This window comes from Bradyrhizobium sp. CCBAU 53338 (assembly GCF_015291665.1).
Taxonomy (GTDB): Bacteria; Pseudomonadota; Alphaproteobacteria; order Rhizobiales; family Xanthobacteraceae; genus Bradyrhizobium.
Genome location: NZ_CP030048.1, coordinates 6,343,013 through 6,368,239, shown reverse-complemented (window position 1 = coordinate 6,368,239; position 25,227 = coordinate 6,343,013). Strand labels below are relative to the sequence as shown.

At 64.9% G+C, this 25,227-nt stretch carries 25 protein-coding genes; 4 read left to right on the top strand and 21 right to left on the bottom strand.

The annotated features are described in order from the left end of the window. The 8 genes from mutL to XH90_RS29845 all read right to left on the bottom strand — a co-directional run bounded on the left by mutL (position 1) and on the right by XH90_RS29845 (position 10,955). The gene (mutL, locus tag XH90_RS29880; protein ID WP_194477842.1) at positions 1–1,815 is read right to left on the bottom strand and encodes a DNA mismatch repair endonuclease MutL; all 1,815 of its coding nucleotides are present in this window, start codon (positions 1,813–1,815) and stop codon (positions 1–3) included. A gap of 105 nt (positions 1,816–1,920) precedes the next feature. Then, the gene (gene arfB / locus XH90_RS29875; RefSeq protein WP_194477841.1) at positions 1,921–2,337 is read right to left on the bottom strand and encodes an alternative ribosome rescue aminoacyl-tRNA hydrolase ArfB; all 417 of its coding nucleotides are present in this window, start codon (positions 2,335–2,337) and stop codon (positions 1,921–1,923) included. Between the two features lie 117 nt (positions 2,338–2,454). Next, positions 2,455–3,828 carry a pitrilysin family protein gene (locus tag XH90_RS29870; RefSeq protein ID WP_194477840.1) on the bottom strand — a complete coding sequence of 458 codons (1,374 nt, stop codon included), beginning with the start codon at positions 3,826–3,828 and terminating at the stop codon, positions 2,455–2,457. Continuing rightward, entirely contained in the window at positions 3,825–5,219 is a 1,395-nt protein-coding gene (locus XH90_RS29865) for a pitrilysin family protein (RefSeq protein ID WP_194477839.1), read from the bottom strand. Before XH90_RS29865 ends, XH90_RS29870 begins: the two co-directional genes overlap by 4 nt. 193 nt (positions 5,220–5,412) lie before the next feature. After that, entirely contained in the window at positions 5,413–6,138 is a 726-nt protein-coding gene (locus XH90_RS29860; RefSeq protein WP_194477838.1) for a hypothetical protein, read from the bottom strand. A gap of 125 nt (positions 6,139–6,263) precedes the next feature. Beyond that, positions 6,264–6,758, bottom strand: coding sequence for a signal peptidase II (gene lspA / locus XH90_RS29855; protein ID WP_194477837.1), 495 nt, complete (start codon positions 6,756–6,758; stop codon positions 6,264–6,266). Between the two features lie 10 nt (positions 6,759–6,768). Next, positions 6,769–9,765: an isoleucine--tRNA ligase gene (gene ileS, locus XH90_RS29850; RefSeq protein WP_194477836.1), complete on the bottom strand. Its 2,997-nt coding sequence runs from the start codon at positions 9,763–9,765 to the stop codon at positions 6,769–6,771. Positions 9,766–9,983: 218 nt separating this feature from the next. Further along, complete coding sequence (locus XH90_RS29845; RefSeq protein WP_194477835.1) at positions 9,984–10,955, bottom strand: bifunctional riboflavin kinase/FAD synthetase; 972 nt, start codon at positions 10,953–10,955, stop codon at positions 9,984–9,986. 228 nt (positions 10,956–11,183) lie between these two features. Here XH90_RS29845 and XH90_RS29840 point away from each other — a divergent pair, with 228 nt between their 5' ends. Further along, positions 11,184–11,579, top strand: a complete 396-nt coding sequence (locus XH90_RS29840; protein WP_007596883.1) for a response regulator — start codon at positions 11,184–11,186, stop codon at positions 11,577–11,579. A gap of 120 nt (positions 11,580–11,699) precedes the next feature. Here the strand turns inward: XH90_RS29840 and XH90_RS29835 are convergent, their stop codons facing one another. The 9 genes from XH90_RS29835 to uvrC form a co-directional block, all read right to left on the bottom strand. Beyond that, positions 11,700–12,554, bottom strand: coding sequence for a TIGR01459 family HAD-type hydrolase (locus XH90_RS29835; RefSeq protein ID WP_194477834.1), 855 nt, complete (start codon positions 12,552–12,554; stop codon positions 11,700–11,702). A 15-nt stretch (positions 12,555–12,569) separates the two neighbouring features. Then, positions 12,570–14,066: an EAL domain-containing protein gene (locus XH90_RS29830; RefSeq protein WP_194477833.1), complete on the bottom strand. Its 1,497-nt coding sequence runs from the start codon at positions 14,064–14,066 to the stop codon at positions 12,570–12,572. 153 nt (positions 14,067–14,219) lie between these two features. Next, positions 14,220–15,347 carry a YihY/virulence factor BrkB family protein gene (locus XH90_RS29825; protein ID WP_194477832.1) on the bottom strand — a complete coding sequence of 376 codons (1,128 nt, stop codon included), beginning with the start codon at positions 15,345–15,347 and terminating at the stop codon, positions 14,220–14,222. Beyond that, entirely contained in the window at positions 15,347–15,934 is a 588-nt protein-coding gene (locus XH90_RS29820; protein WP_194477831.1) for a phage holin family protein, read from the bottom strand. Before XH90_RS29820 ends, XH90_RS29825 begins: the two co-directional genes overlap by 1 nt. A 90-nt stretch (positions 15,935–16,024) precedes the next feature. Next, complete coding sequence (gene prmB / locus XH90_RS29815; RefSeq protein ID WP_194477830.1) at positions 16,025–16,984, bottom strand: 50S ribosomal protein L3 N(5)-glutamine methyltransferase; 960 nt, start codon at positions 16,982–16,984, stop codon at positions 16,025–16,027. After that, positions 16,984–17,451 carry a molybdenum cofactor biosynthesis protein MoaE gene (locus tag XH90_RS29810; RefSeq protein WP_194477829.1) on the bottom strand — a complete coding sequence of 156 codons (468 nt, stop codon included), beginning with the start codon at positions 17,449–17,451 and terminating at the stop codon, positions 16,984–16,986. Before XH90_RS29810 ends, prmB begins: the two co-directional genes overlap by 1 nt. A gap of 4 nt (positions 17,452–17,455) precedes the next feature. After that, the gene (moaD, locus tag XH90_RS29805; RefSeq protein WP_194477828.1) at positions 17,456–17,707 is read right to left on the bottom strand and encodes a molybdopterin converting factor subunit 1; all 252 of its coding nucleotides are present in this window, start codon (positions 17,705–17,707) and stop codon (positions 17,456–17,458) included. Then, a complete protein-coding gene (gene pgsA / locus XH90_RS29800; protein ID WP_194477827.1) occupies positions 17,704–18,321 on the bottom strand; it encodes a CDP-diacylglycerol--glycerol-3-phosphate 3-phosphatidyltransferase in 618 nt (205 codons plus the stop codon). The genes moaD and pgsA overlap by 4 nt, the downstream gene beginning before the upstream one ends. A gap of 94 nt (positions 18,322–18,415) precedes the next feature. Further along, the gene (uvrC, locus tag XH90_RS29795) at positions 18,416–20,476 is read right to left on the bottom strand and encodes an excinuclease ABC subunit UvrC (protein ID WP_194477826.1); all 2,061 of its coding nucleotides are present in this window, start codon (positions 20,474–20,476) and stop codon (positions 18,416–18,418) included. Between the two features lie 251 nt (positions 20,477–20,727). Between uvrC and XH90_RS29790 the strand changes: the two genes are divergently transcribed. Next, positions 20,728–21,351, top strand: a complete 624-nt coding sequence (locus tag XH90_RS29790; RefSeq protein WP_194477825.1) for an outer membrane protein — start codon at positions 20,728–20,730, stop codon at positions 21,349–21,351. An 86-nt stretch (positions 21,352–21,437) separates the two neighbouring features. On the opposite strand, the gene XH90_RS29785 is transcribed toward XH90_RS29790, so the two are convergent. The 4 genes from XH90_RS29785 to XH90_RS29770 all read right to left on the bottom strand — a co-directional run bounded on the left by XH90_RS29785 (position 21,438) and on the right by XH90_RS29770 (position 24,150). Continuing rightward, positions 21,438–21,653, bottom strand: a complete 216-nt coding sequence (locus XH90_RS29785; RefSeq protein WP_027534220.1) for a cold-shock protein — start codon at positions 21,651–21,653, stop codon at positions 21,438–21,440. Between the two features lie 251 nt (positions 21,654–21,904). Next, positions 21,905–22,765, bottom strand: coding sequence for a 23S rRNA (adenine(2030)-N(6))-methyltransferase RlmJ (locus tag XH90_RS29780; protein WP_194477824.1), 861 nt, complete (start codon positions 22,763–22,765; stop codon positions 21,905–21,907). A 91-nt stretch (positions 22,766–22,856) separates the two neighbouring features. Continuing rightward, complete coding sequence (locus XH90_RS29775) at positions 22,857–23,570, bottom strand: ribonuclease T2 (RefSeq protein ID WP_194477823.1); 714 nt, start codon at positions 23,568–23,570, stop codon at positions 22,857–22,859. A gap of 115 nt (positions 23,571–23,685) precedes the next feature. Beyond that, entirely contained in the window at positions 23,686–24,150 is a 465-nt protein-coding gene (locus XH90_RS29770; protein WP_194477822.1) for a hypothetical protein, read from the bottom strand. Positions 24,151–24,332: 182 nt separating this feature from the next. On the opposite strand from XH90_RS29770, the gene XH90_RS29765 reads away from it, so the two are divergent. Then, positions 24,333–24,626: a hypothetical protein gene (locus tag XH90_RS29765; RefSeq protein WP_194477821.1), complete on the top strand. Its 294-nt coding sequence runs from the start codon at positions 24,333–24,335 to the stop codon at positions 24,624–24,626. A gap of 57 nt (positions 24,627–24,683) precedes the next feature. Continuing rightward, a complete protein-coding gene (locus XH90_RS29760) occupies positions 24,684–25,214 on the top strand; it encodes a DUF3617 family protein (protein WP_194477820.1) in 531 nt (176 codons plus the stop codon). Positions 25,215–25,227 lie beyond the last annotated feature (13 nt).

The following is a 25,227-nucleotide window of genomic DNA, read 5'->3' as shown; positions in this document are numbered from 1 at the left end:
TCATCGCCGCCCGAACAGCTTCTCCACATCGGCGAGCTTCAGCTCGACATAAGTCGGCCGGCCATGATTGCACTGGCCCGAGTTCGGCGTCTCCTCCATCTCGCGCAGCAGGGCATTCATCTCCTCGGGCCGCAGCCGTCGGCCGGCGCGCACCGAGCCGTGGCAGGCCATGGTGGCGGCGACATGCATCAGCCGGCGTTCCAGCGGCAGCGCCTCGTCCCATTCGGCCATGTGCTCTGAGAGATCGCGCAGCAGGCCGCCGGCGTTGGTCTTGCCCAGCAGCGACGGCGTCTCGCGCACCGCGACCGCGCCAGGGCCGAAGGATTCGATCGCAAGGCCGAACGAGGCCAGCTCTTCGCTGCGCTCGAGCAGCCGTTCCACAGTCGCCTCGTCCATCTCGACGATCTCGGGGATCAAGAGAATCTGCCGCTGCACGCCGTTCGCGGCGAGCGAGGCCTTCAGCCGTTCATAGACGATGCGCTCATGCGCGGCATGCTGGTCGACGATGATCAATCCGTCGCGGGTCTGCGACACGATATAGGTCTCGTGGAGCTGCGTGCGTGCCGCGCCGAGCGGGCGATCGACGAGATCGGTCACCGGCTGCGCCTCGAACCTGATGTCCGCGCTCGGCGCGCCGACATCGAACGCAGCCTGCGCGCGCTCGGCGAAGGCGGGCGTGGCCAAGCCCTCGAATGACGGCATCGGCGCGGCCGGAGCGGACGGCGAGATGCGCCAGTCCCAGCCTGCCGGACGCGGCGCCGTGAAGGCGGGCCGGAATGATGACAAGGCGCTCTCGCCACCATTGGCGGCGGTGCGGCGGCCCTCGCGTGCGAGACCCTCCTTCAGCCCGTGCACGATCAGCGCGCGCACGAGGCCGGCGTCGCGGAAGCGCACCTCGGTCTTGGCTGGATGCACGTTGGCGTCGACCTCGCGCGGGTCGAGCGTGACGAACAGCGCCAGCACCGGATGGCGGTCGCGCGGCAGGTAGTCGGCATAGGCCCCGCGCACCGCGCCGAGGATCAGCTTGTCGCGCACCGGGCGGCCGTTGACGAAGAGATATTGCCCGAGCGCGTTGGCCTTGGTCAGCGCCGGTGCTGCGGCATAGCCGGAGACGACGACACCCTCGCGCTCGGCATGGACCTCGAAAGCATGGCTGCGGAACTCCGCGCCCAGGATGTCGCCGAGCCGTGTCAGCCGCCCCGCTGCGCCGGGCAACGCCGCGGCCCAGGTCACCGGCGCGCGCTCCTCGCCTGCGAGCGTGAAGGCGATATCAGGCATTGCCATCGCGAGCCGCCGCACCACCTCGCGGATCGCCTCCGCCTCAGTGCGATCGGTTTTCAAGAACTTCAGCCGCGCCGGCGTCGCGTAGAAGAGATCGTTGACCTCGACACGGGTGCCATGCGCGAGCGCCGCCGGCATGATCTCTGATTTCTCGCCGCCCTCGACGCCGAGCGCCCAGGCATGCGGCTCGCTCGAATGCCGCGTGGTGATGGACAGACGTGCCACCGAGCCGATCGAGGGCAGCGCCTCACCGCGGAACCCGAGCGTGCGGATCTGGAGCAAATCTTCGTCGTCGAGCTTGGAGGTGGCGTGGCGCTCGACCGCGAGCGCAAGGTCCTTTGCGGTCATCCCACTGCCGTCATCGGTGATGCCGATCCGCCGCCGCCCGCCGCCATCGGTGAAGACGTCGATCCGGCTCGCGCCGGCATCGATTGCGTTCTCGACGAGTTCCTTGACCACGCTCGCCGGCCGCTCGACCACCTCGCCGGCGGCGATGCGGTTGACGACTTGCTCTGGCAATTGGCGGACGGGCATGGTGCGACTCGAAGGGCGTTCGGGCGCTCAATTTAGTCCCGCCCGCGCACAATTGCATGAGGCAAGTCCTGGATGCCCACATGCCGGTTGCTCCGGAACGGCTTCTCAGTCGTCGAAGCGACCGCCGCGGCCGGCCTTGACGTCGCTGCGGCGCTTCTTGCCGTCGAGCCGGCGTTGCTTGGAAGCGAAGGTCGGACGTGTCGCGCGGCGCGGTGTCGGCCGGATCATCGCCTCAGTCAGGATCTCGACGAGCCGGTCGATGGCGTCCTGCCGGTTGCGCTCCTGGGTGCGGAAGCGCTGGGCATGGATCACGATGACGCCGTCCTTGGTCATGCGCTGGCCGGCGATGCGGGCGAGACGTATCGCCGCATCTTCCGGGATGATCAGCTTGCGCGTGTCGAAGCGCAATTGCGCCGAGGTCGAGACCTTGTTGACGTTCTGCCCGCCCGGGCCGGAGGCGCGGACGAAGCCGATCTCGATGTCGTCCTCGTCGATGACGAGATCGCGGGATATCCGCAGCATGATGGCACCATTCGTGATGTCACGACATATCGCGGAACATCCATATTCGGCAATGGTGGATGGTGGAAACGCAGATGGCCGGGACAAGCCCGGCCATCCCAGGAAATTTAGCCCGCGTCAGTTCGACTTGGTCGGCGGTGCCGCAACTGGCTGCGCGGCAGCCTGCGGGGCGCGGCCGACGATGACGGTCAGGAGGCCCTGGCCCCACAGCCGCTTGGCCGCGGCTTTCGCGTCGTCCAGCGTCACCGCGTCGACGATGGCGTTGCGCTTCTCGATATAGTCGATCGGCAGCTTGTCCTGTTGGTATTGCAGCAGCGCCTGTGCGAGCTTCGAGGAGGTGTCGAGCGCCAGCATCTGCGAGCCTTTGAGATAGGACTTGGCTTCGTCGAGCTCCTTCTGGGTCGGGCCCTCGTCGGCCATGCGGCGCACTTCCTTCTCGATGGCATCCATGGTGTCGCCGGCACGGTCGGCACGGGTGCCGGTGTTGCCGATGAAGATCCCCGAATGCTCCATCCAGAGCAACGATTCGAACACCGAATAAGCCAGCCCGCGCTTCTCGCGGACTTCGTGATAAAGCCGCGAGGACAGGCCGCCGCCGCCGAGGATGTGGTTGACGACATAAGCCGCCATGAAGTTGGGATCGTTGCGCATCACGCCGGGACCGCCGAAGGTGATCACGGTTTGCGGCACGTCGAGCGGCACGAAGGCGCGCTGCGGCGGCTTGGCTGCCTCGACGTCGGGGACCGGCACCAGGGTGGCTTTGGCAGGCAAGCTGCCAAAGGTGTGATCGAGCAGCTTGCCCAGGGTCGCCGGGTCGACGTCGCCGACGACTGCGACCTTCAGCGTGTCCTTGGCGAGGATGCGGCCGACATAGTCCTTCATATCGGCGATCGTGATGGTCGGCACGCTCTCCAGCGAGCCGTTGGTCTGCCGTCCGTAGGGATGATCGCCGAAAGTCATCTCCAGGAATTTACGGCTCGCGAGCGACGTCGGATTCGTGCTTTCGCGGCGCAGGCCCGAGATGACCTGCGAACGGATGCGTTCGACGTCGACCGTGTCGAAATGCGGCGAGGTCAGTGCGGAGCGCAGCAGGTCGAAGGCCTCGTCCTTGTTGTCGCGCAGCATGCGCAGGCTGCCGCGAAAGGTGTCGCGGGTGGCGCTGAAGGAGAGCTCGATGGCACGGCGGTCGAGCCGCTCGTGGAATGTCTTCGAATCGAGGTCGCCCGAGCCCTCGTCGAGGAGGTCGCTGACCAGATTGGCGACGCCCGGTTTGCCCTTGGGGTCCTGCGCCGAGCCGCCGGCAAAGGAATATTCCATGGCGATCAGCGGCACGGTCGCGTCTTGGACGAACCAGGCCTCGATGCCGCCGGGCGAGACCAGTCGCTGGATTTTTGCCGCCGCCTGCGACGGCGAGACCGAGGCAAATGCGATGGCCGCACCGGTGGCGAGGGACAGTGCGAAATGGCGTGCGCGAAGGAAAGGATGGGTCACGAACGCTTCTCCTCGCGCTTGGCGGCGGTGGTGGTGTCCTTGATCAGATAGCCGGTCACCGAGCGCTTCTTCTCGAGCCATCTCTGCGCGGCGGCGCGAACCTGCTCGGCTGTGACGGCGCGGATGCGGTCGGGCCAGCTTCGTATATCCTCGATCGACAGACCCGTGCTCAGTGCACCGCCATACCAGCGTGCCAGCACGGCCTGATTGTCCTGGGCGTAGATCGCTTCCGCAATCAGCTGGGTCTTGACCCGCTCGAGATCCTCGGCGCGGATCGGGTTCTGCGCGATGTCGGCAATGACGCCGTCGATGACCTGCTCGACCTCTGCGAAGCCGACGCCCGACTTCGGCGAGGCCGAGATCGCGAATTGGGTCGGGTCGAGCGAGATGCTGGAATAGCTGGCGCTGGCGGAGACCGCGAGCGGCTTGTCGACCACGAGTGCGCGGTAGAGATAGGAGTTGCTGCCGCTGCCCATCAATTGCGCAAGCACGTCGAGCGCGGCGCTCTCGCCAGCCGCGGCCGTCGTCGCCGATGGCACGAGGTAATAGCGGCGAACGCTCGGCTGCTCGACGCGCGGGTCAGCCAACGTCACCGTGCGCGGCGCCGCCGGGGCCGGCTCCTGCGGACGAACGCGGCGCGCGGGGATCGCCGGCTGGGCCGGGATCGGGCCGAAATTGCGTTCGACCAGAGGGCGCACGTCGGCGGCCTCGACGTCGCCGGCGATCACCAGGATCGCGTTGTTCGGGGCGTAGAAGCGGCGGTAGAAGGCGAGCGCATCCTCGCGATCGAGCTTCTCGATCTCCTGGTGCCAACCGATCACAGGCCGGCCATAGGGATGGTTGAGGTAGAGCGCGGCCATGATCTGCTCGTTGAGCCGAGCGTCCGGATTGTTGGCGACGCGCATGTTGTACTCTTCGAGCACGACGTCACGCTCTGGCAGCACGTTCTCGTCCTTGAGGACCAGGCCGGTCATGCGATCGGCCTCGAACTCCATCATGGTCGGGAGCTGCTCTTTCGGCACCCGCTGGTAGTAGTTGGTGTAGTCGACCGAGGTCGAGGCGTTCTCGTTGCCGCCGACGCGGAGCACGGTCTGGGAGAATTCGCCGACAGGATGCTTCGAGGTACCCTTGAACATCAGATGTTCGAGGAAGTGCGCAAGTCCCGATTTGCCCGGCGTCTCGTCGGCCGACCCGACCTTGTACCAGATCATCTCCGTGACCACGGGCGTTCGGTGGTCCGGGATCACCACGACCTGAAGGCCGTTGCTGAGCGTGAAGCTGGCGGGCGGTGCGGAAGTGACCGTCGTCTGGGCGAATGCGCTGCCGACGTCGAGGGCGGATGTCGAGAGCAGCGCGGCGAAGAGAAAGGCAATCGATCGGTGTGAGGACATCACGATCCTTGTGAAGGCCTGGACCCTGATGTCCGGGCGTGAAAGCACGGCATGCTATACCGCGCGGCGTTGAGCTTCGGGTCACGAAGCAGAGAACGCCGTCGCGTTGTACTTAAAAATAGGTCATATGCCGCATCCGGCCTACACCGGATGATTGCGGCCGGGCCGCGCCTGCGTGCGACCGACAAGGAGCTTATTGCTCCTTCTCCTTGCCGGACCGAACGTCGAAATAGGTTCGGCGCGTCTTATCCTCTCCGGCGCCATAGGCGTAGTTCGGCGAAGGCGTCTGGTATCCCGGCGGCGGCTCGACCAGCGATTGGCGCGGCGGCTCGCTGGTGAATTGCTTGGACTCGCTCTTGTTGCCCGTCATCATGTTCCACAGACCGCCGGTAAAACCGAGTTGGGACGGACTTAGTGTCGGGTTAGCGGGGTTGGTGCCCGGCTGGACCGGGTCATTGGTCCTATCGGCGGCAGCCGTCTTATGGGCGTTCAACTCGGCGGGCGACAGCGGCTGGGCATTTTTCCAGTACTCCTCTGCCCCGGTGCGGCCCCCCTTCTTTCGCGCGGCGATGGCCTCCTTGCGGCGCTTCTCGTCCGGATCCTTCGGCCAGTTCGGTGCGTTCTGGGCGTCAGAGCTGGGCGGTGGCAAATCGAGCTTGGGCGGCACCACCAGCGGCGACCGCTCGCGGTACTCGATGCCCTTGCTATCCATGCCTTTTGCACCGATGCCGGACATCAGGTTGTCGATGAGCTTCTCTTCGAAGGTCCTGTCGTCGTCATCATCGTCGTCACCGGCGCGGACCGGACCTGACGACAGGACGAGACCGACGCCGAGCGCGACGGCCGACAATTTCAGCGCCAGCCAAAGTCCCCGCCGGGAGTCTCGACCGATCGAACCGCTGGTCTCGAAGCTGCGCATACCTGTACCTGTTCCATATTGTGGCAGTCTTGATCGTGCCAGTCCTGACCGTGCCAGTCTTGCCGCGTCTCGCGCGACCACGCCTCGCCAAGCAAGGTTCCGCCGCCGGTCCGTATCGGCCGGGATCAGGGCGCTTTTGCGGCGGGTACCCCCAGGAAGGAATCATACAATAGGGCCGCCACCCCAGCAACGATGCCCGCATCCGCCAGATTAAAGACGTACCAATTATAGGTATTTCCGCCGATTTCGACGTGGAATAGCGCGAAATCGACCACCGCGCCATAGACCAGGCGGTCGATGCCGTTGCCGATGGCGCCGCCGATGATCAGCCCCAGCGCCACGGTGGCGAGCCGGGTCTGCGACCTCGCCATCCAGATCGCGAGCGCGATCACCGCGACGACCTTCACCGCCATCAGCGCGAGCTGCGCGGCCTGGCCGTCGTTCTGGAGCCAGCCGAAGCTGATCCCGATATTCCAGGCCAGCACCAGGTCGAAGAACGGCGTCACCTTGACCACGCCCTTGCGGGCGAGGTCGAACCCGTTCAGCAGCCACAACTTGGAGGCTTGGTCAGCCACGAGCGTGACGACGGCCGAAAGGATACCGGCGCGGAGCGGGGTCATGGCAGGCCGATCAGACGCTCACGCCCAACGCCCTCCATTCGCGCAGCGCTTTCGCGTCGCGCGGGGTGACGTCGGGGTATTCGGTGTCTTCGCCGACCGTCGGCGAGATCTTCCACGAGCGGGCGCATTTGGTGCCGACAGCCTTCTCCACCACGACCGCGACACCGGGTACGGCATCGAGGCGGAATGCGGAGGCCGGCGCCTCGCCCTCGCGCACCTCGTAGTTCGAGGTGATGCAGACCTCGGCGAGATCGGTGTCGAACAGCGTCGCCAGCATGTCGCGGTCGGCGACATAGATCACCGGCGAGGCCTCCAGCGAGGAGCCGATGTTCTTGGCCGCGCGTTCGAGCTCCAGCGCGCCGGTGACGACGCGGCGAACGTCACGGATCGTCTCCCATTTCGCGGCGAGCCTGTCGTCGCGGAGCTTTTCGAGATCTTCCATGAACAGCGTCAGATGCACCGACGGTTCGGCATCCGGCCGGTACATCCGCCAGGCCTCTTCCGCGGTGAAGCTCAGGACCGGTGCCAGCCATTTCAGGATCGCATTGCACAGCAGGTCGATCGTGGTCAGCGCCGCCTTGCGCGCCGGCGAGGACGGCGGATCGCAATAGAGCGTGTCCTTGCGGATGTCAAAGTAGAACGCCGAGAGTTCGCTGTTCATGAAGGCGGACAGCGTTGCCACCACGCTCTTGAAGTCGAACGTCTCATAGGCCTTGCGGACCAGCTCGGCGCGGAGCGCGAGCTCGTGCAGCATCAGCCGCTCGAGCTCGGGCATCTCGGCCGGCGCGACCGCCTCAGCCGGCTTGTAATGATGCAGTGTGCCGAGCATCCAGCGCACGGTGTTGCGCAGCTTGCGATAGGTCTCGACCGTGTTCTTCAGGATCTCGGGCCCGATGCGCTGGTCGTCGGTGTAGTCGCAGGACGCGACCCAGAGCCTCAGGATGTCGGCGCCGGATTCCTTGATCACGGCCTGCGGCTCGATGGTGTTGCCGAGCGACTTCGACATCTTGCGGCCGTCCTCGGCCTGGGTGAAGCCATGCGTCAGCACGACATCGTAGGGCGCGCGGCCGCGCGTGCCGCAGCTCTCCAGCAGCGAGGAATGGAACCAGCCGCGATGCTGGTCCGAGCCTTCCAGATACATCACGGTGTCGGTGCCGCCGTCGACCTTGCGCTTGATGCCGGCGAGACCGGGGAATTGCACGGGGTCTTCGAGCACGAATGCGTGGGTCGAGCCGGAATCGAACCAGACGTCGAGAATGTCGTCGACCTTCTGCCAATCTTCGTTCGTACGCGATCCGAGGAAGCGCTCGCGCGCGCCCGTCGCGTACCAGGCGTCGGCGCCCTCCTTTTCGAAGGCATCGCCGATGCGGGTGTTGACCGCCTCGTCCTGTAGGATCTCGGCCGAGCCGTCGCCCTTCTCGCGCACGAACACGGCGATCGGCACGCCCCAGGCGCGCTGGCGCGAGATCACCCAGTCGGGGCGGGCCTCGATCATGCCGTTGATGCGGTTCTCGCCTGATGGCGGCACCCATTGCGTCACCGAGATCGCGTGCAGCGCGCGGGCGCGCAGCGTGTCGCCGGACTTGGTCTTGCCGTCGTTCGCAATGTCCTTGTCCATCGCGATGAACCATTGCGGCGTGTTGCGGAAGATCACCGGCTTCTTCGAGCGCCAGGAATGCGGATATTGGTGCTTGAGGCGGCCGCGCGCCAGCAGCTTGCCGCCCTCGATCAGCGCCTTGATCACGGCCTCGTTGGCGTCGCCCTTCTCGCCCTTGTCGTTGATGACGCGCTTGCCAGTGAAGCCCGGCGCCTGGTCGGTATAGGCGCCATTCTCGTCGACGGTGTAGGGAATCGCGCTGTTGATGCTGCGGGAATCGAGCTCCCGCGTGTTCGCCATCCAGACGTCGAAGTCCTCACGGCCATGGCTCGGTGCGGTGTGCACGAAGCCGGTGCCGGTGTCGTCGGTGACGTGGTCGCCGGACAAGAGCGGCACGGTGAATTCGTAGCCGCCGGCGAGCCCTTTGAGCGGATGAGCGCACTCGATCGCGTCCATGGTGTCGCCAGGAATGTCGCGGACCTTCTCGTAAGCGGTCACGCGCGCCTGCTTGAAGACTTCTGCGGCGAGCGCGTCGGCCAGGATCAGAAGATCGCCGGTCTTGGCCCAATTGTCCGCGGGCGCGTCAGTCACCTTGTAGAGGCCATAGGCGATCTTCGGCGAGAACGAGATGGCGCGGTTGCCGGGCAGCGTCCAGGGCGTGGTGGTCCAGATCACGACGCTTGCGGAAGCGAGCGCGCCGTGCGCAGGCGAGGTCACCGGGAATTTCACCCAGACCATGTCGGATGTGTAGTCCTCGTACTCGACCTCGGCCTCGGCGAGCGCGGTTTTCTCGACCACGCTCCACATCACGGGCTTCGAGCCGCGATAGAGCGTGCCGTTGGCCGCAAACTTCATCAGCTCGCGCGCGATCTGGGCTTCGGCCGGATAATTCATGGTGGCGTAGGGATGAGCCCAGTCGCCGATCACGCCGAGGCGCTTGAACTCCTCGCGCTGCACGTTGAGCCAGTGCGTGGCGTAGGCGCGGCACTCCCTGCGGAAATCGATCATCGCGGCGCTGTCGCGGAAGTCGGGCTTCTGCTTGCCCTTCTTGCGATAGTTTTCCTCCTCGACCTTCCATTCGATCGGCAGCCCGTGGCAGTCCCAGCCGGGCACGTAGTTGGAATCGAAGCCGAGCATCTGCTGGCTCTTGGTGACGAGATCCTTGAGGATCTTGTTCAGCGCCGTGCCGATATGGATGTTGCCGTTGGCGTAGGGCGGGCCGTCATGCAGCACAAACTTGTCGCGGCCGCGGGCCGCCTCCCGCAGTTTCTCGTAGAGGCCGATCTCGTACCAGCGCTTGAGGATCTCCGGCTCGCGCTGCGGCAGGCCGGCGCGCATCGGGAATTCGGTCTGCGGCAGGAACAGGGTCTTCGAATAGTCTTTGTCGGACTTTTGCGGCTTTTCGGACATGAGGCTGACTGGCTCGGAATGGCGCGGGAACGGATGGCGATGCGGAATCGCGGGGGTGAAACGACAAAATCCCGGTCTTGCGCCGAGCCCTCAGGCTCAGGCGGAAGCCGGGCCGCTAATCCCTATGATGCGCCGCGCAAACATGGGCTCTCCATAGCAGGGGGCCAAGAGAAGCGCAAAAGGGAAGCGCAAAGGTCCGGCAGGCTGGTTTGGGGCCATCAATCGGCCGTTCCGAGCCGCGGAAACGCATCCGGGGCGGCGGCCAGCATGGCGCGGGCACGCGCGGAATCGTCGTCCATCTGGCGGATCAGGGCGTCGATATCGCTGAATTTCAGCTCCTCGCGGATGAAGCCGACAAAGGCGCAGTCCAGCGTCTGGCCGTAAAGGTCGCCCTTGAAGTCGAACAGGAAGATTTCGAGGAGCGGCGCGCCATTATCGAAGGTCGGGCGGCGGCCGAAGCTTGCCACCCCGTTCAGCCGCGCGGTGCCGCGGCCGATCCGCACGGCGTAGATGCCGTGCTTCAGGCCGCAATTGGCGTCGAGCCGGATATTGGCGGTTGGGTAGCCGAGGTCGCGGCCGCGCTTCTCGCCATGGATGACCTCGCCGGTGATGAACCAAGGCGCGCCCAGCATGGTCGTGGCCTCGTCGATGAGCCCCTCGGCGAGCGCGATCCGGATGGCGCTGGAAGAGACCGGCCGTTCGTCGATATCGACATGCGGCTGCACGTCGACCTCGATGCCGAGGCGGGGGGCCTCGTTGACGAGGAGGCTTGGCGAGCCGACGCGTCCCTTGCCGAAATGGAAGTCGTAACCGACCGCAATCCCGCTGACCCCGAGGCGCCCGATCAGGTCATGGTGAATGAAATCTTGCGCGCTAGTCCCGGCCCTGGCCTTGTCGAAGGTCATGACCACGGCGCCGGCAAGCCCGGTCCCGGCCAGCAGCCGCAGCTTAGCCCGCTCGTCCGTCAGGCGGAATTGCGGGGTGTTGGGGCTGAAAAACCGGCGTGGATGCGGCTCGAAGGTCAGCGCGAGCGCGGGGCGGCCATGCGCCCGGCCCATCTCCAGGGCCGCGGCAATGACGGCCCGGTGACCGAGATGGACCCCGTCGAAATTGCCCATGGCGACTACCGCCCCCTTCAGGATCGCAGAGTCCGGCGTGGTATCGCGGATAACGGTAAATTGCGGGGCCATCAGGGGAATTCTCGAGCCGGCGGAACCGGCCGGGACCGTGGCTTGACCCGGCCAACGAAGTCAAGCGGGAGGGGCGGCTGCATTGACCGCGATTCCGATTCTTCGCGGCCGGGCCCAGTTAACGCGCTGTTTAACGCCTTGGTGCTAGTGCTTGAAACGTGGAACTGCGGGTCCCGGCCTGGCAGATCCGTTCTTAAATATTCCTGGGTATGCGTTGGGGGAGTCGAGATGGCGGTTGATTTGTCGATGTCGGTTCTGGTGGTTGATGACTACAGCACCATGATCCGGATCATCAGGAATCTGCTGAAGCAGCTTGGCTTCGAGAATATCGATGACGCCAGCGACGGTTCGGCAGCCCTGAACAAGATGCGCGGCAAGAAATACGGGCTCGTGATTTCCGACTGGAACATGGAGCCGATGACGGGCTACGACCTGCTGCGCGAAGTGCGCGCGGATCCGAACCTCGCCACCACGCCCTTCATCATGATCACGGCGGAATCGAAGACCGAGAACGTGATCGCGGCCAAGAAGGCCGGCGTGAACAATTACATCGTCAAGCCGTTCAACGCGGCGACGCTGAAGACCAAGATCGAGGCGGTCTTCCCGGACATGGCGAGCGCGTAAGCGCGCTGCAAAGCAATCGGCTGAATTTGGAAAGTCCGGGCGCTCGTCCCGGGCTTTCTGCGTTTGGTGCCTCGTTCCGGGTTCGGTGCTACGCACCGCCCCGGAATGCCGGTCAGAAAATCACCACTTCAATTCGCGCATCAGCGCCTTCGGCGGGTGACCGAACAATTCCATCACTGACTTGGGATCGAGCTGGTCGAGGCCCTCGAATTCCTCGGCGTGGATGCCGCGGGTGACGAACAGGCAGTCGATGCCGAATTCGCGCGCGCCGGTAAGGTCGGTGCGGACAGAATCGCCGATTGCCAGCACCTTTTTCCGGTCGATCGGGTGGCCCTGGCGTTCGCCGGCGAGCGCCATCGCCCGCTCGTAGATCGGCCGGTGCGGCTTGCCGTAGAAGATCACCTCGCCGCCGAGCTCGCGATAGAGCTCGGCGATCGCGCCGGCGCAATAGATCAGCCGGTCGCCGCGCTCGACCACGATGTCGGGGTTGGCGCAGACCAGCGTGAGCTTGCGCTCGCGCGCCTTCAGCATCATGCCGCGATAGTCTTCCGCGGTCTCGGTCTCGTCGTCGTAGAGACCGGTGCAGACGATGTAATCCGCTTCTTTTAGCGGCGCGGTCTTCGCGTCGAGGCCGCGATAGATCGAATTGTCGCGCTCGGGGCCGAGCCAGAACATCTTGCGGCCGGGATGCTCGGCGACGTAGAGCCGCGTCAGATCGCCCGAAGAGACGATCGCGTCGTAGGTTTCGTCGGCGACGCCGAGCTTGCGCAATTGCCGCTGCACGGAATCGGCCGGACGCGGCGCATTCGTGATCAGGATCACCGTACCGCCGTGGCTGCGATAGGTGTGCAGCGCCTCGCAGGCTTCGGGGAAGGACTCCAGGCCGTTATGGACCACGCCCCAGATGTCGCTGAGCACGACCTCGACCCCGCCCACGAGCTCGCGCAGGCTTTGTGCGAAATGCAGCGTGGTCATGATGCGCGCGGCCGATCAGATGCGGCGCGCGAGCGCCGCGTTGCCAGTGACGCGCTGTGACGGGGCGGCAGGTGTCCCAGCTGATGTTGCTGCGCTTGGGCTTGATGTACCGGAACCATTGGATCCCTGAATGTCTTGCGCCTGGTTCGGCGAGGCCCCGCCGGTAGCAGATGCCCCTTCGGGCCGCAATGGCCGGGGCGGCGCGAACAGAAAGCCCTGGCCGAACCGCACGTCGTAGTCGAGCAGGTCGACCACCGCGCGTTCGCCCTCGATCCGCTCGGCGATCAGGTCGATGCCGAAGCGGCCGAGCAGATCAGACAGGTCGGAGGGGTGAATGTCCGAGGCCGAGGCCTGCTTCGGGTCGAGCAGAAGTGATGCCGGAACCTTGATGAAGCGCACACCGCGGTCGGCGAGCTCGCGCGGCTCGATCCGCAAGTCGGTGACATGGTCGATCGAGAAACGGAAGCCGCGCTGGGCGAGCGCTGCGAGATTTTCGGTTTCGGCCGGACCGAGCGCGCGGAAGGTCGATTGCTTGAACTCCAGCACCAGCGACGGCGCCAGCGCCCGGTTGGCCTCGAGGAAGTCGAGGCATTGCGCGAAAGTGGTGGAATTGCCGAGCGTCGAGGCCGCGACGTTGCAGAATACGCCGACATCCTTGTTGCGCACCATCAGCCGGCGCAACACCTGGACACAGCGCAGCAACACCATGTTGTCGATGCGGCCGATCAGCCCCGAGGCCTCGGCGATGCTGATGAACTCTTCCGCGGCAATCAGTTGGTCGCGCTCGTCGCGAACCCGGGTCACCGCTTCGTAGAAGCGGACCTTGCGCTGCGGCAGCGTCACCATCGGCTGGAGGAAGATGTCGATGCGGTTCTCGTCGATGGCGTTGCGCAGCGTCGCTAGGATCTGGGTCTGGTTGCGGCCGTTGACAGCCGGGACGGCATTGGCGGTCTGGGCCTGGACGACAGGCGGCGTTGGCCGTGGCGGAGGCGCGGAAAGCGGCGGAGGCGTGGTGGGCCGCTCCTCGAAGGGCGCAATCAGGTCGACCGGAGCTTCCGGCTCCGTCCTGGCGACTGCAGCGGGGGCGGGTGCCGATGCCGGCGCGCTGCCGGCCAACAGATCCTCATGGGTAGACACGGTGGCGGCGAGCTGCCTGACCAGTCCGCCGAGCTCGTTGATCTCGCCGACCACCGACTGAACGCGATCGGAATTGGCTGAGTTGGACGAGGCGACGCGGCCCTCCATCGCTGCCAGCCGGCGCCCGAACTCGGCCACCTGGCGGGCGAGGTCGGCGGTGCCGCGCGAAAGGTCGGCGATCTGGCCACCGACATCGCTGCGGTCGCGCAGCCGCATCGAGACGGCGTTGTAGAGGATCAGGAAGGTCAGCGCGGTCAGCGCCACGATCGCGGATTCGGTTCCGCTGATGCCGGCGACCGAGTAGAGCACGAGCCCGAGCGAGGCCGCGACCAGAACCATGCAGATGGCGATGAAGATCGTCGAAATGCGAATCATGCCGCGCGTTACGCCTCAAGAGCTGACTGCCTCACCCGGGAAAACACGGGTCGCAATTCGCACCCGTCGCGCCTCATGCTCCCCAAGCATGCATGACCTTAACATCATTGTTGATTCGAGGGGATAGCGGCGCGCAGGCTGGCGTGGAGATCGTCAGGACGGCGCGGCGGCGCCGACCGTGTCGGCCGAGACCGCCTCGCGGCTGCCGAGCGGCTCGGGCCGTCCGGTGGTCGTATCGCACAGGGTTTGCCGTTCGATCTCCGAGTTCAGCTCGGCGCCGAACATGATGACGATTGCGGACATCCACATCCACGTCATCAAGCCGATCGCAGCGCCGAGCGAGCCGTAGGTGGCGTTGTAATTGGCGAAGGCCGACAGATACCAGGACAGCAGCGCGGAGCCTGCGATCCAGAGCAGGGCGGCCATCACCGCACCGATGCTCAGCCATTGCCAGCGCGGCGCGTCGCGGCTGGGAGCGAAGCGGTAGAGGATCGCGAGCGCTGCCAGCAGGATGACGAGCAGCAGCGGCCAGCGCGCCAGCGCGACGATCAGCTTGCTCTCGGGCGCGATGCCGAGATGATCGAGCGCGAGCGGGAAGGCGACGACGGCCGCCACCATCAGCAACAGCGCGACGATGCCACCGACCGTGAACGACAGGGAGATCAGGTTCAGCTTGATGAAGCCGCGCTTCTCGCGCTCCTCATAGGCGACGTTGAGGGCGTCGAAGATCGACTTGACCCCGGCATTGGCGCTCCAAACCGCAAGCGCGAGGCCGAACAGGAAGGTGGCGCCCAGCACGCCGTTGCCTTTCGACACCACGCGCGCGACCTGGTCTTCGACGATCTCAAACGTGCCCGCGGGCAGCATCATCGCAAGCGTCTGGAGATTGTCGCTGATGGTCGATGGATCGGCAAACAGTCCGTAGGACGAGACGAGTGCGGTGACGGCGGGAAAGATCGCGAGCAGTCCGAAGAACACCACGCCGCCGGCGGTCGCGAGCAGGCGATCGTCGTCGATGCGCTGATAGGTTCGCCAGAGAATATCCTTCCAGCCAGCCCAGGGGATATTGAGCGGGCTCTTCGAGCCGCGGCCACGGCCGGGCTGCATTGCGGCGCCTGCCGGACTGGTCTCGGGCGAGTGTCCTTCGCTGTTGCGGCGGTTCTGCAACGAGCCTGCAAGGAAGCCGGTTTCCTGAAAATAGCGTTCCGCGGTCAGCACGAAGACGGCTGTGGCGGCAACCAGCAGCCATGAGTCGAGCTGCCCGGTCCGCTGCGCCGGCATCATGCATCCTGACTGCGGGCGGGGCGCCGCCGGCGCGCCGCGGTGAAGCCGGCCAGGGTGAGGGCCGCGAGCATCAGGCCAAGCTGAACCGGCCGGTTGGTGCGCGTTGTTGCGGTGGTGTTACCATGAGCGCGTTCGCCTGGCGCGAGCGGAACCAGCGGAATCGTCGTCGCCACTTCTTTCACCGCCTGCTTGACCGTTCCGCGCGGGATCCGCGGCGTGGTGATCGCCACGCGCATCCGGCTGGCGAGAGGCACGATCGGTTTGGTCCGGCGGTTCATTTGCGCCATCGCTACCCCGGCGCAGATTGCGGCCAACACCAGCAGCACCGCTGCGACGGCACCAAGGCCCCAGAATTGCCCGTAGGTGATGGCAACCCAGCGATAAAGCGCGATCAGACCGACAAAGAAGGCCGCGATCAGGAACAGCCCGGCCACAGCGAACAATCCCGCCGCGACCGCATAGGACGTGACCCGTCCCGTGGTCTGGCTGGTCCGGTCACGCAGGTAAGACTGCGCTGCGCGCTTAAGATGATTGAGCTTCAGCGCCACGCCGGCGCGCAGCAATTCGCCCGATGGCGCGAGCATGCGGACATCCTCCGAGAGCGAGAAAATCGTCGGGGGATGAACGTGGCGGAATTTGACTTGTTCCGCCGGTACGCCGTTTGCCGGGACGGATCAGCCGAGATCGGCGGCCGAAATCCAGAACACCTCGCCCTCGGAGTCTTCGGTATCGAGCCAGAGCAGGGGCAGTTCCGGAAAGGCCTCGTCGACCAGCTCGCGGCCGCGGCCGATCTCGCAGATCAGGCCGCCGTCCGGCGTCAAATGATCGGGCGCATCGCGCAGAATGCGCCTGACCACGTCGAGCCCGTCGACACCGCCGTCGAAGGCGAGCTTCGGCTCGGCCCGGCATTCCGGCGGCAGCGCCGCCATGCCTTCGGCGTCGACATAGGGCGGGTTGGTGATGATCAGATCGTATTTTCTATCGTTGAGCGGGGCGAACAGATCGCCGCGATGCAGCGTGATCCGCTCATCCAGCCCATGTTCGCCGACATTGCGGGCGGCAACTTCGAGTGCGCCCTTGGAGATGTCGACGGCATCGACCACAGCGTTCGGGAAGTGATACGCGGCGAGGATCGCGAGGCATCCCGATCCCGTACAGAGATCGAGCACGCGCTCCACGGCCGTGGGATCGTCGATCAGCGAGCCCACTTCGCCATCGCCGCCGAAATGCGAATCCAGGAGCTCGCCGATGAAGGAGCGCGGAACGATGACGCGTTCGTCGACATAGAACGGCAGGCCGCGCATGTAGACCTTGTTGACGAGATAGGCGGCCGGTTTGCGCGTGGTAACGCGTCGATGGATGAGATCGAGGATGGTCTTGCCTTCCGCAATCGTGACGCGGGCGTGGGCAAAGCCTTCGAACTGGTCGGGATTGAGGTGCAAGGCCTCGCAGACGATGAAGGCTGCCTCCGCGACCGGATCGGTCGTGCCATGGGCAAAAGCGAGCTTTGCTTCGACGAAGCGGCTCACCGCATAGCGGACGAAATCGAGCAGCGTGAGAAGCTCGCCGCGCTCCACCTTCGCGAGCTTCGGCGCGGCGCGGCCGCGCGTGGTCTTTTTCGAAACTCTTGCCATCAGGATTTGGTCCAGCGTGCGGCGGCCTCGTCGTCACGGGCGTGGGCCTCGACCCAGCCGGTGCCGGTGGCGCTCTCTTCCTTTTTCCAGAACGGGGCGCTGGTCTTGAGATAATCCATCAGGAACTCGGCGGCCTCGAACGCCGCCCGGCGGTGTTGTGACGCCGTGAGCACCAGCACGATGTTCTGGCCGGGCATGAACCGCCCGACGCGATGAATGACGGTGACGCCGTTCAGCGGCCAGCGCGACATGGCTTCGTCGACATGGCGCTTGATCTCTTCTTCCGCCATCCCAGGGTAGTGCTCGAGCGTGAGGGCGGCGATATCGGAGCTGTCCTCGTCGGCGCGGCAAATGCCGGAGAAGCTGACGACCGCGCCGATATCGGTGCGACTTTTCGTCAGGACCGCGATCTCGCGCGCGATGTCGAAATCGTCTTCCTGGATGCGGATGGCGACGGGGCAGTTCATGTGCCTAGCCGCCGGTCATCGGCGGGAAGAAGGCGATCTCGCGGGCGCCGGCGATCATGGCGTCGGCCTTGACGTGGGCGTGGTCGATCGCGGTACGGATCACCTTCGGCTTCTCGAACGCATAAGCATAAGCCTCGCTTTGGCCCGATAGCCAGGCGATCAGTTCCTCGACGGTGCGTACCGTCGCCGGCGGCTCGATGGTCTCCTCGGCCTTGCCGACGCGCTCGCGCACCCAGGCGAAATACTTCACCTTCATCCCTCATCCTCCTTGATGAGGTGGTGGATGCCGGCGCGGAAATAGTCGTAGCCGGTGTACATGGTCAGGATCGCCGAGGCCCACAGCAGGACGAGGCCGATCAGCGAGACGATGGGCACCACCTCGTCACCGGCGGGACCTGCGAGCAGGAAGCCGATGGCGACGAGTTGCACTGTTGTCTTCCACTTGGCGAGCTTGGTCACGGGCACGCTGACGCGGAGCGCCGCGAGGTATTCGCGCAGGCCTGAGACCAGGATCTCGCGGCACAGGATCACGATGGCAGCCCAAAGCGACCAGCCATGGATGATGCCGTCGGCGGCCAGCATGAGGAGGCACGAGGCGACCAGCAGCTTGTCGGCGATCGGGTCGAGCATCCGGCCGAACGCCGATTGCTGATTCCAGATCCGCGCGTAATAGCCATCGAGATAGTCCGTGACCGCCGCACCAATGAAGATCGCCACCGCGAGCCAGCGCAGCCACAGCGGGTAGTCCATGATCGACTGCGCATAGATGCATCCGACCACGACCGGGATCGCGGCGATCCGGCCATAGGTCAGGATGTTCGGGAGGGACATCGCGCGGCTGGTCGTCCCTCGTGTCGTGGCGATGTTCATCCGTCCTACCAATACCGCTCAAGTCTGAAGGTCAACCGTCCCTCTCCAAATGGAGTACAGGATGCGACGACCATATGACTACAGCCCCTTTAGTTCACCCCGGTTGGGGATGAAAATAGTCGAATATCCTGCGGGCGCTCTCGGCGCTCACCCCAGGAACCTTGCCGAGATCGGCGATCGAGGCCCGCTCGATCTCCTTCAGGGTTCCGAAATGATGCAGCAAGGCACGTTTGCGTGACGGGCCGATGCCGGGAATCTCCTGCAAACCGGCCTCGCGGATGTCCTTCTTGCGCAGCTTGCGGTGCGAGCCGATGACGAACCGATGTGCCTCGTCCCGCAGGCGCTGGATGAAGTAGAGCACGGGGTCGCGCGGCTCCAGCTTGATCGCCTCCCGCTCGGGCATGAACAGGGTCTCGCGGCCGGCATCCCGATCCGGACCCTTGGCGACCGACATCAGCGATACCTGGGTCAGGCCGAGATTGGCAAAGATCTCCCTGACGGCATTGAGCTGGCCGCGGCCGCCGTCGATGATCACGAGGTCGGGCCATTGCGGAAAATCGTCGTCCTTGGCTTTGGCCGCGCCCTCTTCGGGCGGGTTGATCAGGCGCTTGAACCGGCGCTCCAGCACCTCGCGCATCATGGCGAAGTCGTCGCCCGGCGTGATCCCTTCCGACTTGATGTTGAACTTGCGATACTGGTTTTTGACAAAGCCATCCGGGCCGGCGACGATCATGGCACCGACCGCATTGGTGCCCTGGATGTGGCTGTTGTCGTAGACCTCGATACGCTTGGGCGGATGCGGCAGGCTCAACGTCGTGGCCATGGCGTCGAGCAGGCGGCTCTGGGTTGCGGTGTCCGCGAGCTTGCGGCCGAGCGCCTCGCGCGCGTTGGTCAGCGCGTGGGTGACGAGCTCCTTCTTCTCGCCGCGCTTGGGCGCTGTCACCTCGACCTTGTGACCGGCCTTGATCGACAGCGCGTTGGCGAGAAGCTCCATCTCCTCGATTTCGTGCGAGAGCAAAATGGTCTTCGGCGGTGGCTTGTCGTCGTAGAACTGGGCGAGGAAGGAGCCCAGCACTTCCTCCGGCGTAAACGTCTTCTCAGCACGCGGGAAATAAGCGCGATTGCCCCAGTTCTGGCCGGTGCGGAAGAAGAACACCTCGACGCAGGAGAAGCCGCCTTCCTGGTGGATGGCGAACACGTCGGCTTCTTCCACAGTGCGCGGATTGATGCCCTGCTGCGACTGGATCGCCGACAGCGCGGCGAGGCGGTCGCGATAAAGCGCCGCGCTCTCGAATTCTAGGTCGCCGGAGGCCTTCTCCATCTCGCCGGCGAGTTCCTGCTTCACCGCCTGGCTCTTGCCGGAGAGGAAATCGGTGGCTTCCCGCACGAGCGTCGTATAGCCGGGAAAATCGATTTCGCGGGTGCAGGGGCCGGCGCAGCGGCGGATCTGGTAGAGCAGGCAGGGCCGGGTGCGGCTCTCGAAGAAGGAGTCCGTGCAGGAGCGGATCAGAAACGCGCGCTGAAGTGCGGTGATGGTGCGGTTGACCGCTCCGGCGGAGGCGAACGGGCCGAAATAGCGGCCGGGCCGGGTCTGCGCGCCGCGATGCTTGAGGATCTGCGGCGCCCAATGGTCGCCGGTGATGAGGATGTACGGAAACGACTTGTCGTCGCGCAGCTGCACGTTGAAGCGCGGCCGCAGCTGCTTGATCAGGTTCGCTTCCAGCAGCAGCGCCTCGGTCTCCGTCGTGGTCGAGACGATCTCCACGGTTACCGTGGCTGCGATCATGCGCAGGATGCGCGCCGGCAGCGGCGCGCTCTGGCGCGCATAGTTCGACAGGCGCTTTTTGACGTTCTTGGCCTTGCCGACATAGAGCACGTCGGCGTTCGCACTGAGCATGCGATAGACGCCGGGCGAGGTCGGCGCGAGACGCACTGCGCGCTCGATCGCCTCGTGGCCGGTCGCCAGCGGCTCCTCGCCGATTGCGCCGCTCTCTTCCAGAATGTCAGGCAGCCGCGCATCCTCCTCGTCATCGCCGCCGGAGGCGGGATCGAGGTCGGGCGGTGTCAGCCCCTCGGGCGGGGCATCGGCCGTCGCGGCTTGCGGCGGTTTGCGCGCGCGCGCGTCGTCCGGGGTGTCGGAGGAATCGTGAACCATGGTGCGAATTTAGGCGCTGGGGGGACTGATTTGAAGTTCCGGCCATGCTGCACGCACAGAATGGCGGCGCAGTTCCCGGTAACGCTTGCTTAAGCCTGTTAACAGCGCGGTAACCCGTCTTAACAGGCCTTTAACTTAAAACTCTCGATAAATCCTACGCGAAAAAGTGGTGGTTCCGTAACCATGCGATTTGGCCTGGCGCGGCGGCGCGGGCATCGCACCCGGTGACGGCAGTTGCGTTGGAGTGTGTGATGAAGAGGCTCGTTGTGGGCGCAGCTGCGTTGGTTGCAGCCGGCTGGACGGCTTCGGCAGAGGCCGCCGATCTGAATTACGGGCAGCGTGCGCCCTATACCGTCAATCAGCCGCTCAATGCCTATAGCTGGGCCGGACCGTATCTCGGCGGCAATCTCGGCTACGAGTGGGGCTCGGTGAGCAATACGGGCGTGAAGCCGTCCGGCTTTGTCGGGGGCGTACAGGCCGGCTACAATTTCCAGAACGGTCCGTGGGTGTTCGGTGTCGAGGGCGATATCCAGGCCGCTGGCGCCGACGATACGTTCGCGCCGTGGAAGTTCTCCAACCCCTGGTTCGGCACGCTGCGCGGGCGAGCCGGCTATGCCTTCAGCAACATCCTGGTCTATGGCACCGCCGGCCTCGCCTTCGGCGAGCTGCGCGGACAGACATTCGGTTGGACGGAGTCGCATACCAGCGCGGGCTGGACCGCCGGTGTCGGCGCAGAAGTCGGTTTCGCGCCGAACTGGAGCGCCAAGCTCGAATATCTCTACGTCGATCTGTCGTCGAGCCAGTTCGCCATTACAGGCGTGTCAAACGGCTATAGCGCCAGCGTGGTGCGCGCAGGCGTGAACTATCACTTCTGATAGCCAAATAAGAAAATACCGGACAACAGCCTCCCGGCCGCTCGCGGCCGGGACTTTTTTTGCACCAGGTTTTCAGGTCGGGTCCGCTACGAAAGGATCACTAAATTGACCGCCTTCGGCCCCTTCCCCTTCTTGTCCGGTTCGACTTCGAATGTGATACGCTGTCCTTCGGCAAGATCCTTCAGTCCCGCCCGCTCAACAGCGGTGATGTGAACGAAGACATCGCGACCGCCGTCATCCGGCTTGATAAAGCCGTAGCCGCGCTCGCCGTTGAAGAACTTAACCGTTCCCGTATTGGCCATCGGGAAACTCCCCCTCATTGCTCCTCCGTCGCAACGCAGACGCGCGTCGCGACATGACCGGGCGTTACGAAGCCCGGGAGAGCTGGCCATCCTTGGGCAGACCCAACGGTCCGTCCGGATCTTTCTAGGCCTTCACTCCGCCGCAACCATTCGCGGAAGCGGAACGTAAAGCCAGTCACGGAAACAGCATAATACGGTTCTTTGCAGATTGACTACCGCTACTGCATATTTTTCCCAAGAATGGCGGCGGCTTAGGGCTTCGGTACTTCCAAACGGAATCTGGCAGCGCCGCCTTGGCCGAGCGGCATTTCGAGCTCAGGCAGGATCGTCTTGAGCTCGCTCTGCAGCGTGTATGGCGGATTGACGATCAATAGCCCGGCCGAGGTGAGGGCTCCGCCGTCGGTCTGCGGCGCGACGCTGAATTCGAGACGCAGGCATTTTCCCTGGGGCTTTGCTGCGGCTGCGAGCCGGGCCACGAGTTGGGCCAGCGTCTCGGTGGCACGGCGGCTTTTGGCGGGATACCAGATTACATAGATACCGGTCGGCCATTTGGCGAAGGCGGTGGAGAAGGCCTCGCCCAGCCGTTCGAACTCGTCCTTCACCTCGAACGGCGGGTCGATCAGCACGAGGCCGCGCCGCTCCTTTGGCGGCACGAACGCGGGCAGCGCCATCCAGCCGTCGAGATCGACGACGCGCGCCTGTTCGTCGCGCCGCAGCACGTCGATCAGTGCCTTGCGCGCCTTCGGCTCGAGCTCGCAGGCGACCAGCCGGTCCTGCGGTCGCATCAGGCCACGCGCGATCAGTGGCGAGCCCGGGTAGACCTTGAGCTCACCCTTCGGGTTGAAGGCGCGGACGATGTCCATGTACGGCTTGGTCAGGGCGACGCTCTCGTTGGAGAGGCGCGCCTGCATCAGCCGCGCGATCCCCGTCAGCCACTCGCCGCCGCGGCGTGCTTCGTCGCTGTCGAGATCATAGAGGCCGGCACCCGCATGGGTGTCGATGACGCGGAAGGCGGCCGGCTTGTCCTGCAAGTAAGTGAGGATGCGAGCCAGCACGATGTGCTTGATGACATCGGCGAAGTTGCCGGCGTGAAAGGCGTGGCGGTAGTTCATGGCAGCAGAGTTACGACATCACGCGATGAAAGTAACTCCCGTCATTCCGGGCTCACGCTCCGCTTGTCCCGGAATGATGGTGTTGATCCAACTATCCACCCCTGATCGGCGGCATCGTCACCTGGTCGCGGCGGCAGGCGCGGCGTTCGATCTCCTCGCAGGCGCGGAATTGCAGGTCCTTGCTGAGGCAGATGCGAACCTCGGACAGCCGGGTCCGGTTGCAGGTGACCGAGACGGCTGCGTCGCTCAGGCCGGGATTGGCCTTGATGAAGGCTTCTTCCACCTCGCTAGGTGCCACGGTCTTGGCCTGCGACAGGTCGAGATATTCAGCCGGAATCTTGATCACGGCGCGCGCCTTGCGGATCGTCTCGAAATAGTTGCGGCCGTCGAGCCCGGAGCAGGTGCCGTGCTTGTCCCACTCGTTGAAGATCAGGCCCGGCGCCGGCATCAAATCGAGCATCGAGGAGACGATGTTGCGATTCAGTCGCGGCGAGGGCCGCTGGCAATATTCCGGAAAGCCGTTCTCGTATTGCGGCCACAGCCCGTGCACCACGAAGGAATAAGGCCGTCCCTCGCACTGGATGTTTGGGCGCCCGCCGCCACGGCCGCGCTCGGCCGCCTCCTCGCAGAAGGATGGCGACCAGGACAGTGACAGCACATAGAAGTCGAATTCGCCGGGTGCGTTCTGCCGCTTGTCCTGGGCCCTCGCACCGCCCGCCAGCGAGACCAGTCCGGCGGCAAGAATCAGCGGGAGTGTCAATGAGATCACGAGACGCGGGAACGATTGCAATCTAAAATGAAACATGGCGACACCCTCAACCAGACTGTGCAATCAGCCTAGCAGCCATCCGGAACATTTCAAGAACAAAATTCAAGTGATCGAGGGCCGGCCGCTTGGTTGGCCGATAGGGCCCGTCAGCTCAAGGCTTGGCGGCGCGGCAGGACGGATTGTAGGCCCAGTTACGGTCGAGCCCGACCACGCACCATTCGACCCCTTGGCCGAAGCTGGCAAAGCCGCCATCCTCGATGATCGAGAAGTGCACCCGGCGCACCTTGCCGTCGGTGAGCATGGCCTCGCCGGTGCAGTAGCGGCGCGGAATGTTGTCGGACGCCCAGGGGCGGAAGGCGGTCTCGTGAACGTTCGAGAAGCCCGTGATCCGCAGCGGCGAATTCCAGAACGAGCTTTCCTTCTCCCAGAACTGGGTCGAGATCGTCGGCAGCGCCTTGTCGCATTCGGCGACATTGCCGTCGTAACGCGGGCCGCTCAGCCAGAAGTTCAGCTCCAGCGGATTGGCTGCCTTGGCCTCCGTGAGCGACAGCGCTCCGAACATGAGGCCGAGAACGGCGACGAATCGAAGCGATTTCAGGGAGGTCGAGGCGCGCATGGGCAATCCAGACAGCATGATCTGTGAAGGTCGGACGGTGCCGCGAAGGGCGGGGGAGGTCAAGTGCAGCGCGGCAACACTTGGCCAGGAGTTGATCAAAACGTCGCAGTGGACAGGCCTTCCGTTCTTTTCACCGCCGCGTCGGCACCGTAAACTGGTCCCAACCAATCGGAGTGACGGGAATGCGAATCATTGCGGCCGCTGGCCTTCTTGCCCTGGGTATGATGGCGAGCCAATCGGCGCGCGCCGACCTCCTTCCGGTGCCGCCCTTCAAGGGCAACGACACCGGCGGCATCATCGCCTATTCGATGGCGACGCAGACCGATGCGCGCCAGGTCGCGGTCGATCACTGCGCGCGCTACGGCAAGGTGGTGAAATTCCTCGCTGTGCAGGCCTACGAGGGCGGCTACATCTCGTTTTCCTGCCGCTGGGTGCCCTACGGCGCCGCCGACCGGCCGATCCGCACGCTCTACTGAGGCGTATCGGAGCGCCAACAAGATCACGCCACGACGTCTCAGCCGGGAGTCTCTCCTATGACGCGCAAGCTTGCTTTGCTCGGTTCGGCCGTTTGTCTTCTGTTGTCGGCGGGCAGCGCTTTCGCCGACGATTTGCCGGTGCGCAAGGCGGGGCTCTGGGAAATGAAGATGGTCAGGTCCGGCTCGGCGATGCCGGAGATGACCATGCAGCACTGCACCGACGAGAGCGTCGACAAGGAGATGAGCAACAACATCTCCCCGATGGCCAAGCGGGTCTGCTCCAGGCAGGACATCAAGAAGACGTCGACCGGCTATGTCAGCGATTCCGAGTGCAGCATCGCCGGCATCAACACCACCTCGCACGCCGAGATCACGGGCGATTTCAATTCGGCCTATACGGTGAAGACCTCCTCGCACGCGCAAGGCGGGGCCGCGGGTACCGCGGGGCGCGACACCACCATGACGCTGGAGGCGAAATGGCTCGGCGCCTGCAAGCCGGACCAGAAGCCCGGCGACATCGTGATGCCCGGCGGCTTCAAGATGAACGTGCGCGACGTCGACAAGCTGAAGGCACTGCTGCCGAAGTGAGGTGGTGAGATCG

Coding starts and splice junctions, on each gene's coding strand:
- pgsA (WP_194477827.1), bottom strand. CDS start 18,321: ATGAACATCGCCACGACACGAGGGACGACCAGCCGCGCGATGTCCCTC.
- arfB (WP_194477841.1), bottom strand. CDS start 2,337: ATGCTGCGGATATCCCGCGATCTCGTCATCGACGAGGACGACATCGAG.
- XH90_RS29785 (WP_027534220.1), bottom strand. CDS start 21,653: ATGGCCAATACGGGAACGGTTAAGTTCTTCAACGGCGAGCGCGGCTAC.
- moaD (WP_194477828.1), bottom strand. CDS start 17,707: ATGAAGGTGAAGTATTTCGCCTGGGTGCGCGAGCGCGTCGGCAAGGCC.
- XH90_RS29780 (WP_194477824.1), bottom strand. CDS start 22,765: ATGAACTACCGCCACGCCTTTCACGCCGGCAACTTCGCCGATGTCATC.
- XH90_RS29865 (WP_194477839.1), bottom strand. CDS start 5,219: ATGTCCTCACACCGATCGATTGCCTTTCTCTTCGCCGCGCTGCTCTCG.
- XH90_RS29790 (WP_194477825.1), top strand. CDS start 20,728: ATGAAGAGGCTCGTTGTGGGCGCAGCTGCGTTGGTTGCAGCCGGCTGG.
- mutL (WP_194477842.1), bottom strand. CDS start 1,815: ATGCCCGTCCGCCAATTGCCAGAGCAAGTCGTCAACCGCATCGCCGCC.
- XH90_RS29810 (WP_194477829.1), bottom strand. CDS start 17,451: ATGAACTGCCCCGTCGCCATCCGCATCCAGGAAGACGATTTCGACATC.
- XH90_RS29775 (WP_194477823.1), bottom strand. CDS start 23,570: ATGTTTCATTTTAGATTGCAATCGTTCCCGCGTCTCGTGATCTCATTG.
- lspA (WP_194477837.1), bottom strand. CDS start 6,758: ATGACCCCGCTCCGCGCCGGTATCCTTTCGGCCGTCGTCACGCTCGTG.
- XH90_RS29840 (WP_007596883.1), top strand. CDS start 11,184: ATGGCGGTTGATTTGTCGATGTCGGTTCTGGTGGTTGATGACTACAGC.
- XH90_RS29760 (WP_194477820.1), top strand. CDS start 24,684: ATGACGCGCAAGCTTGCTTTGCTCGGTTCGGCCGTTTGTCTTCTGTTG.
- XH90_RS29830 (WP_194477833.1), bottom strand. CDS start 14,066: ATGATTCGCATTTCGACGATCTTCATCGCCATCTGCATGGTTCTGGTC.
- XH90_RS29825 (WP_194477832.1), bottom strand. CDS start 15,347: ATGCCGGCGCAGCGGACCGGGCAGCTCGACTCATGGCTGCTGGTTGCC.
- ileS (WP_194477836.1), bottom strand. CDS start 9,765: ATGTCCGAAAAGCCGCAAAAGTCCGACAAAGACTATTCGAAGACCCTG.
- XH90_RS29820 (WP_194477831.1), bottom strand. CDS start 15,934: ATGCTCGCGCCATCGGGCGAATTGCTGCGCGCCGGCGTGGCGCTGAAG.
- XH90_RS29835 (WP_194477834.1), bottom strand. CDS start 12,554: ATGACCACGCTGCATTTCGCACAAAGCCTGCGCGAGCTCGTGGGCGGG.
- uvrC (WP_194477826.1), bottom strand. CDS start 20,476: ATGGTTCACGATTCCTCCGACACCCCGGACGACGCGCGCGCGCGCAAA.
- XH90_RS29765 (WP_194477821.1), top strand. CDS start 24,333: ATGCGAATCATTGCGGCCGCTGGCCTTCTTGCCCTGGGTATGATGGCG.
- prmB (WP_194477830.1), bottom strand. CDS start 16,984: ATGGCAAGAGTTTCGAAAAAGACCACGCGCGGCCGCGCCGCGCCGAAG.
- XH90_RS29860 (WP_194477838.1), bottom strand. CDS start 6,138: ATGCGCAGCTTCGAGACCAGCGGTTCGATCGGTCGAGACTCCCGGCGG.
- XH90_RS29845 (WP_194477835.1), bottom strand. CDS start 10,955: ATGGCCCCGCAATTTACCGTTATCCGCGATACCACGCCGGACTCTGCG.
- XH90_RS29770 (WP_194477822.1), bottom strand. CDS start 24,150: ATGCGCGCCTCGACCTCCCTGAAATCGCTTCGATTCGTCGCCGTTCTC.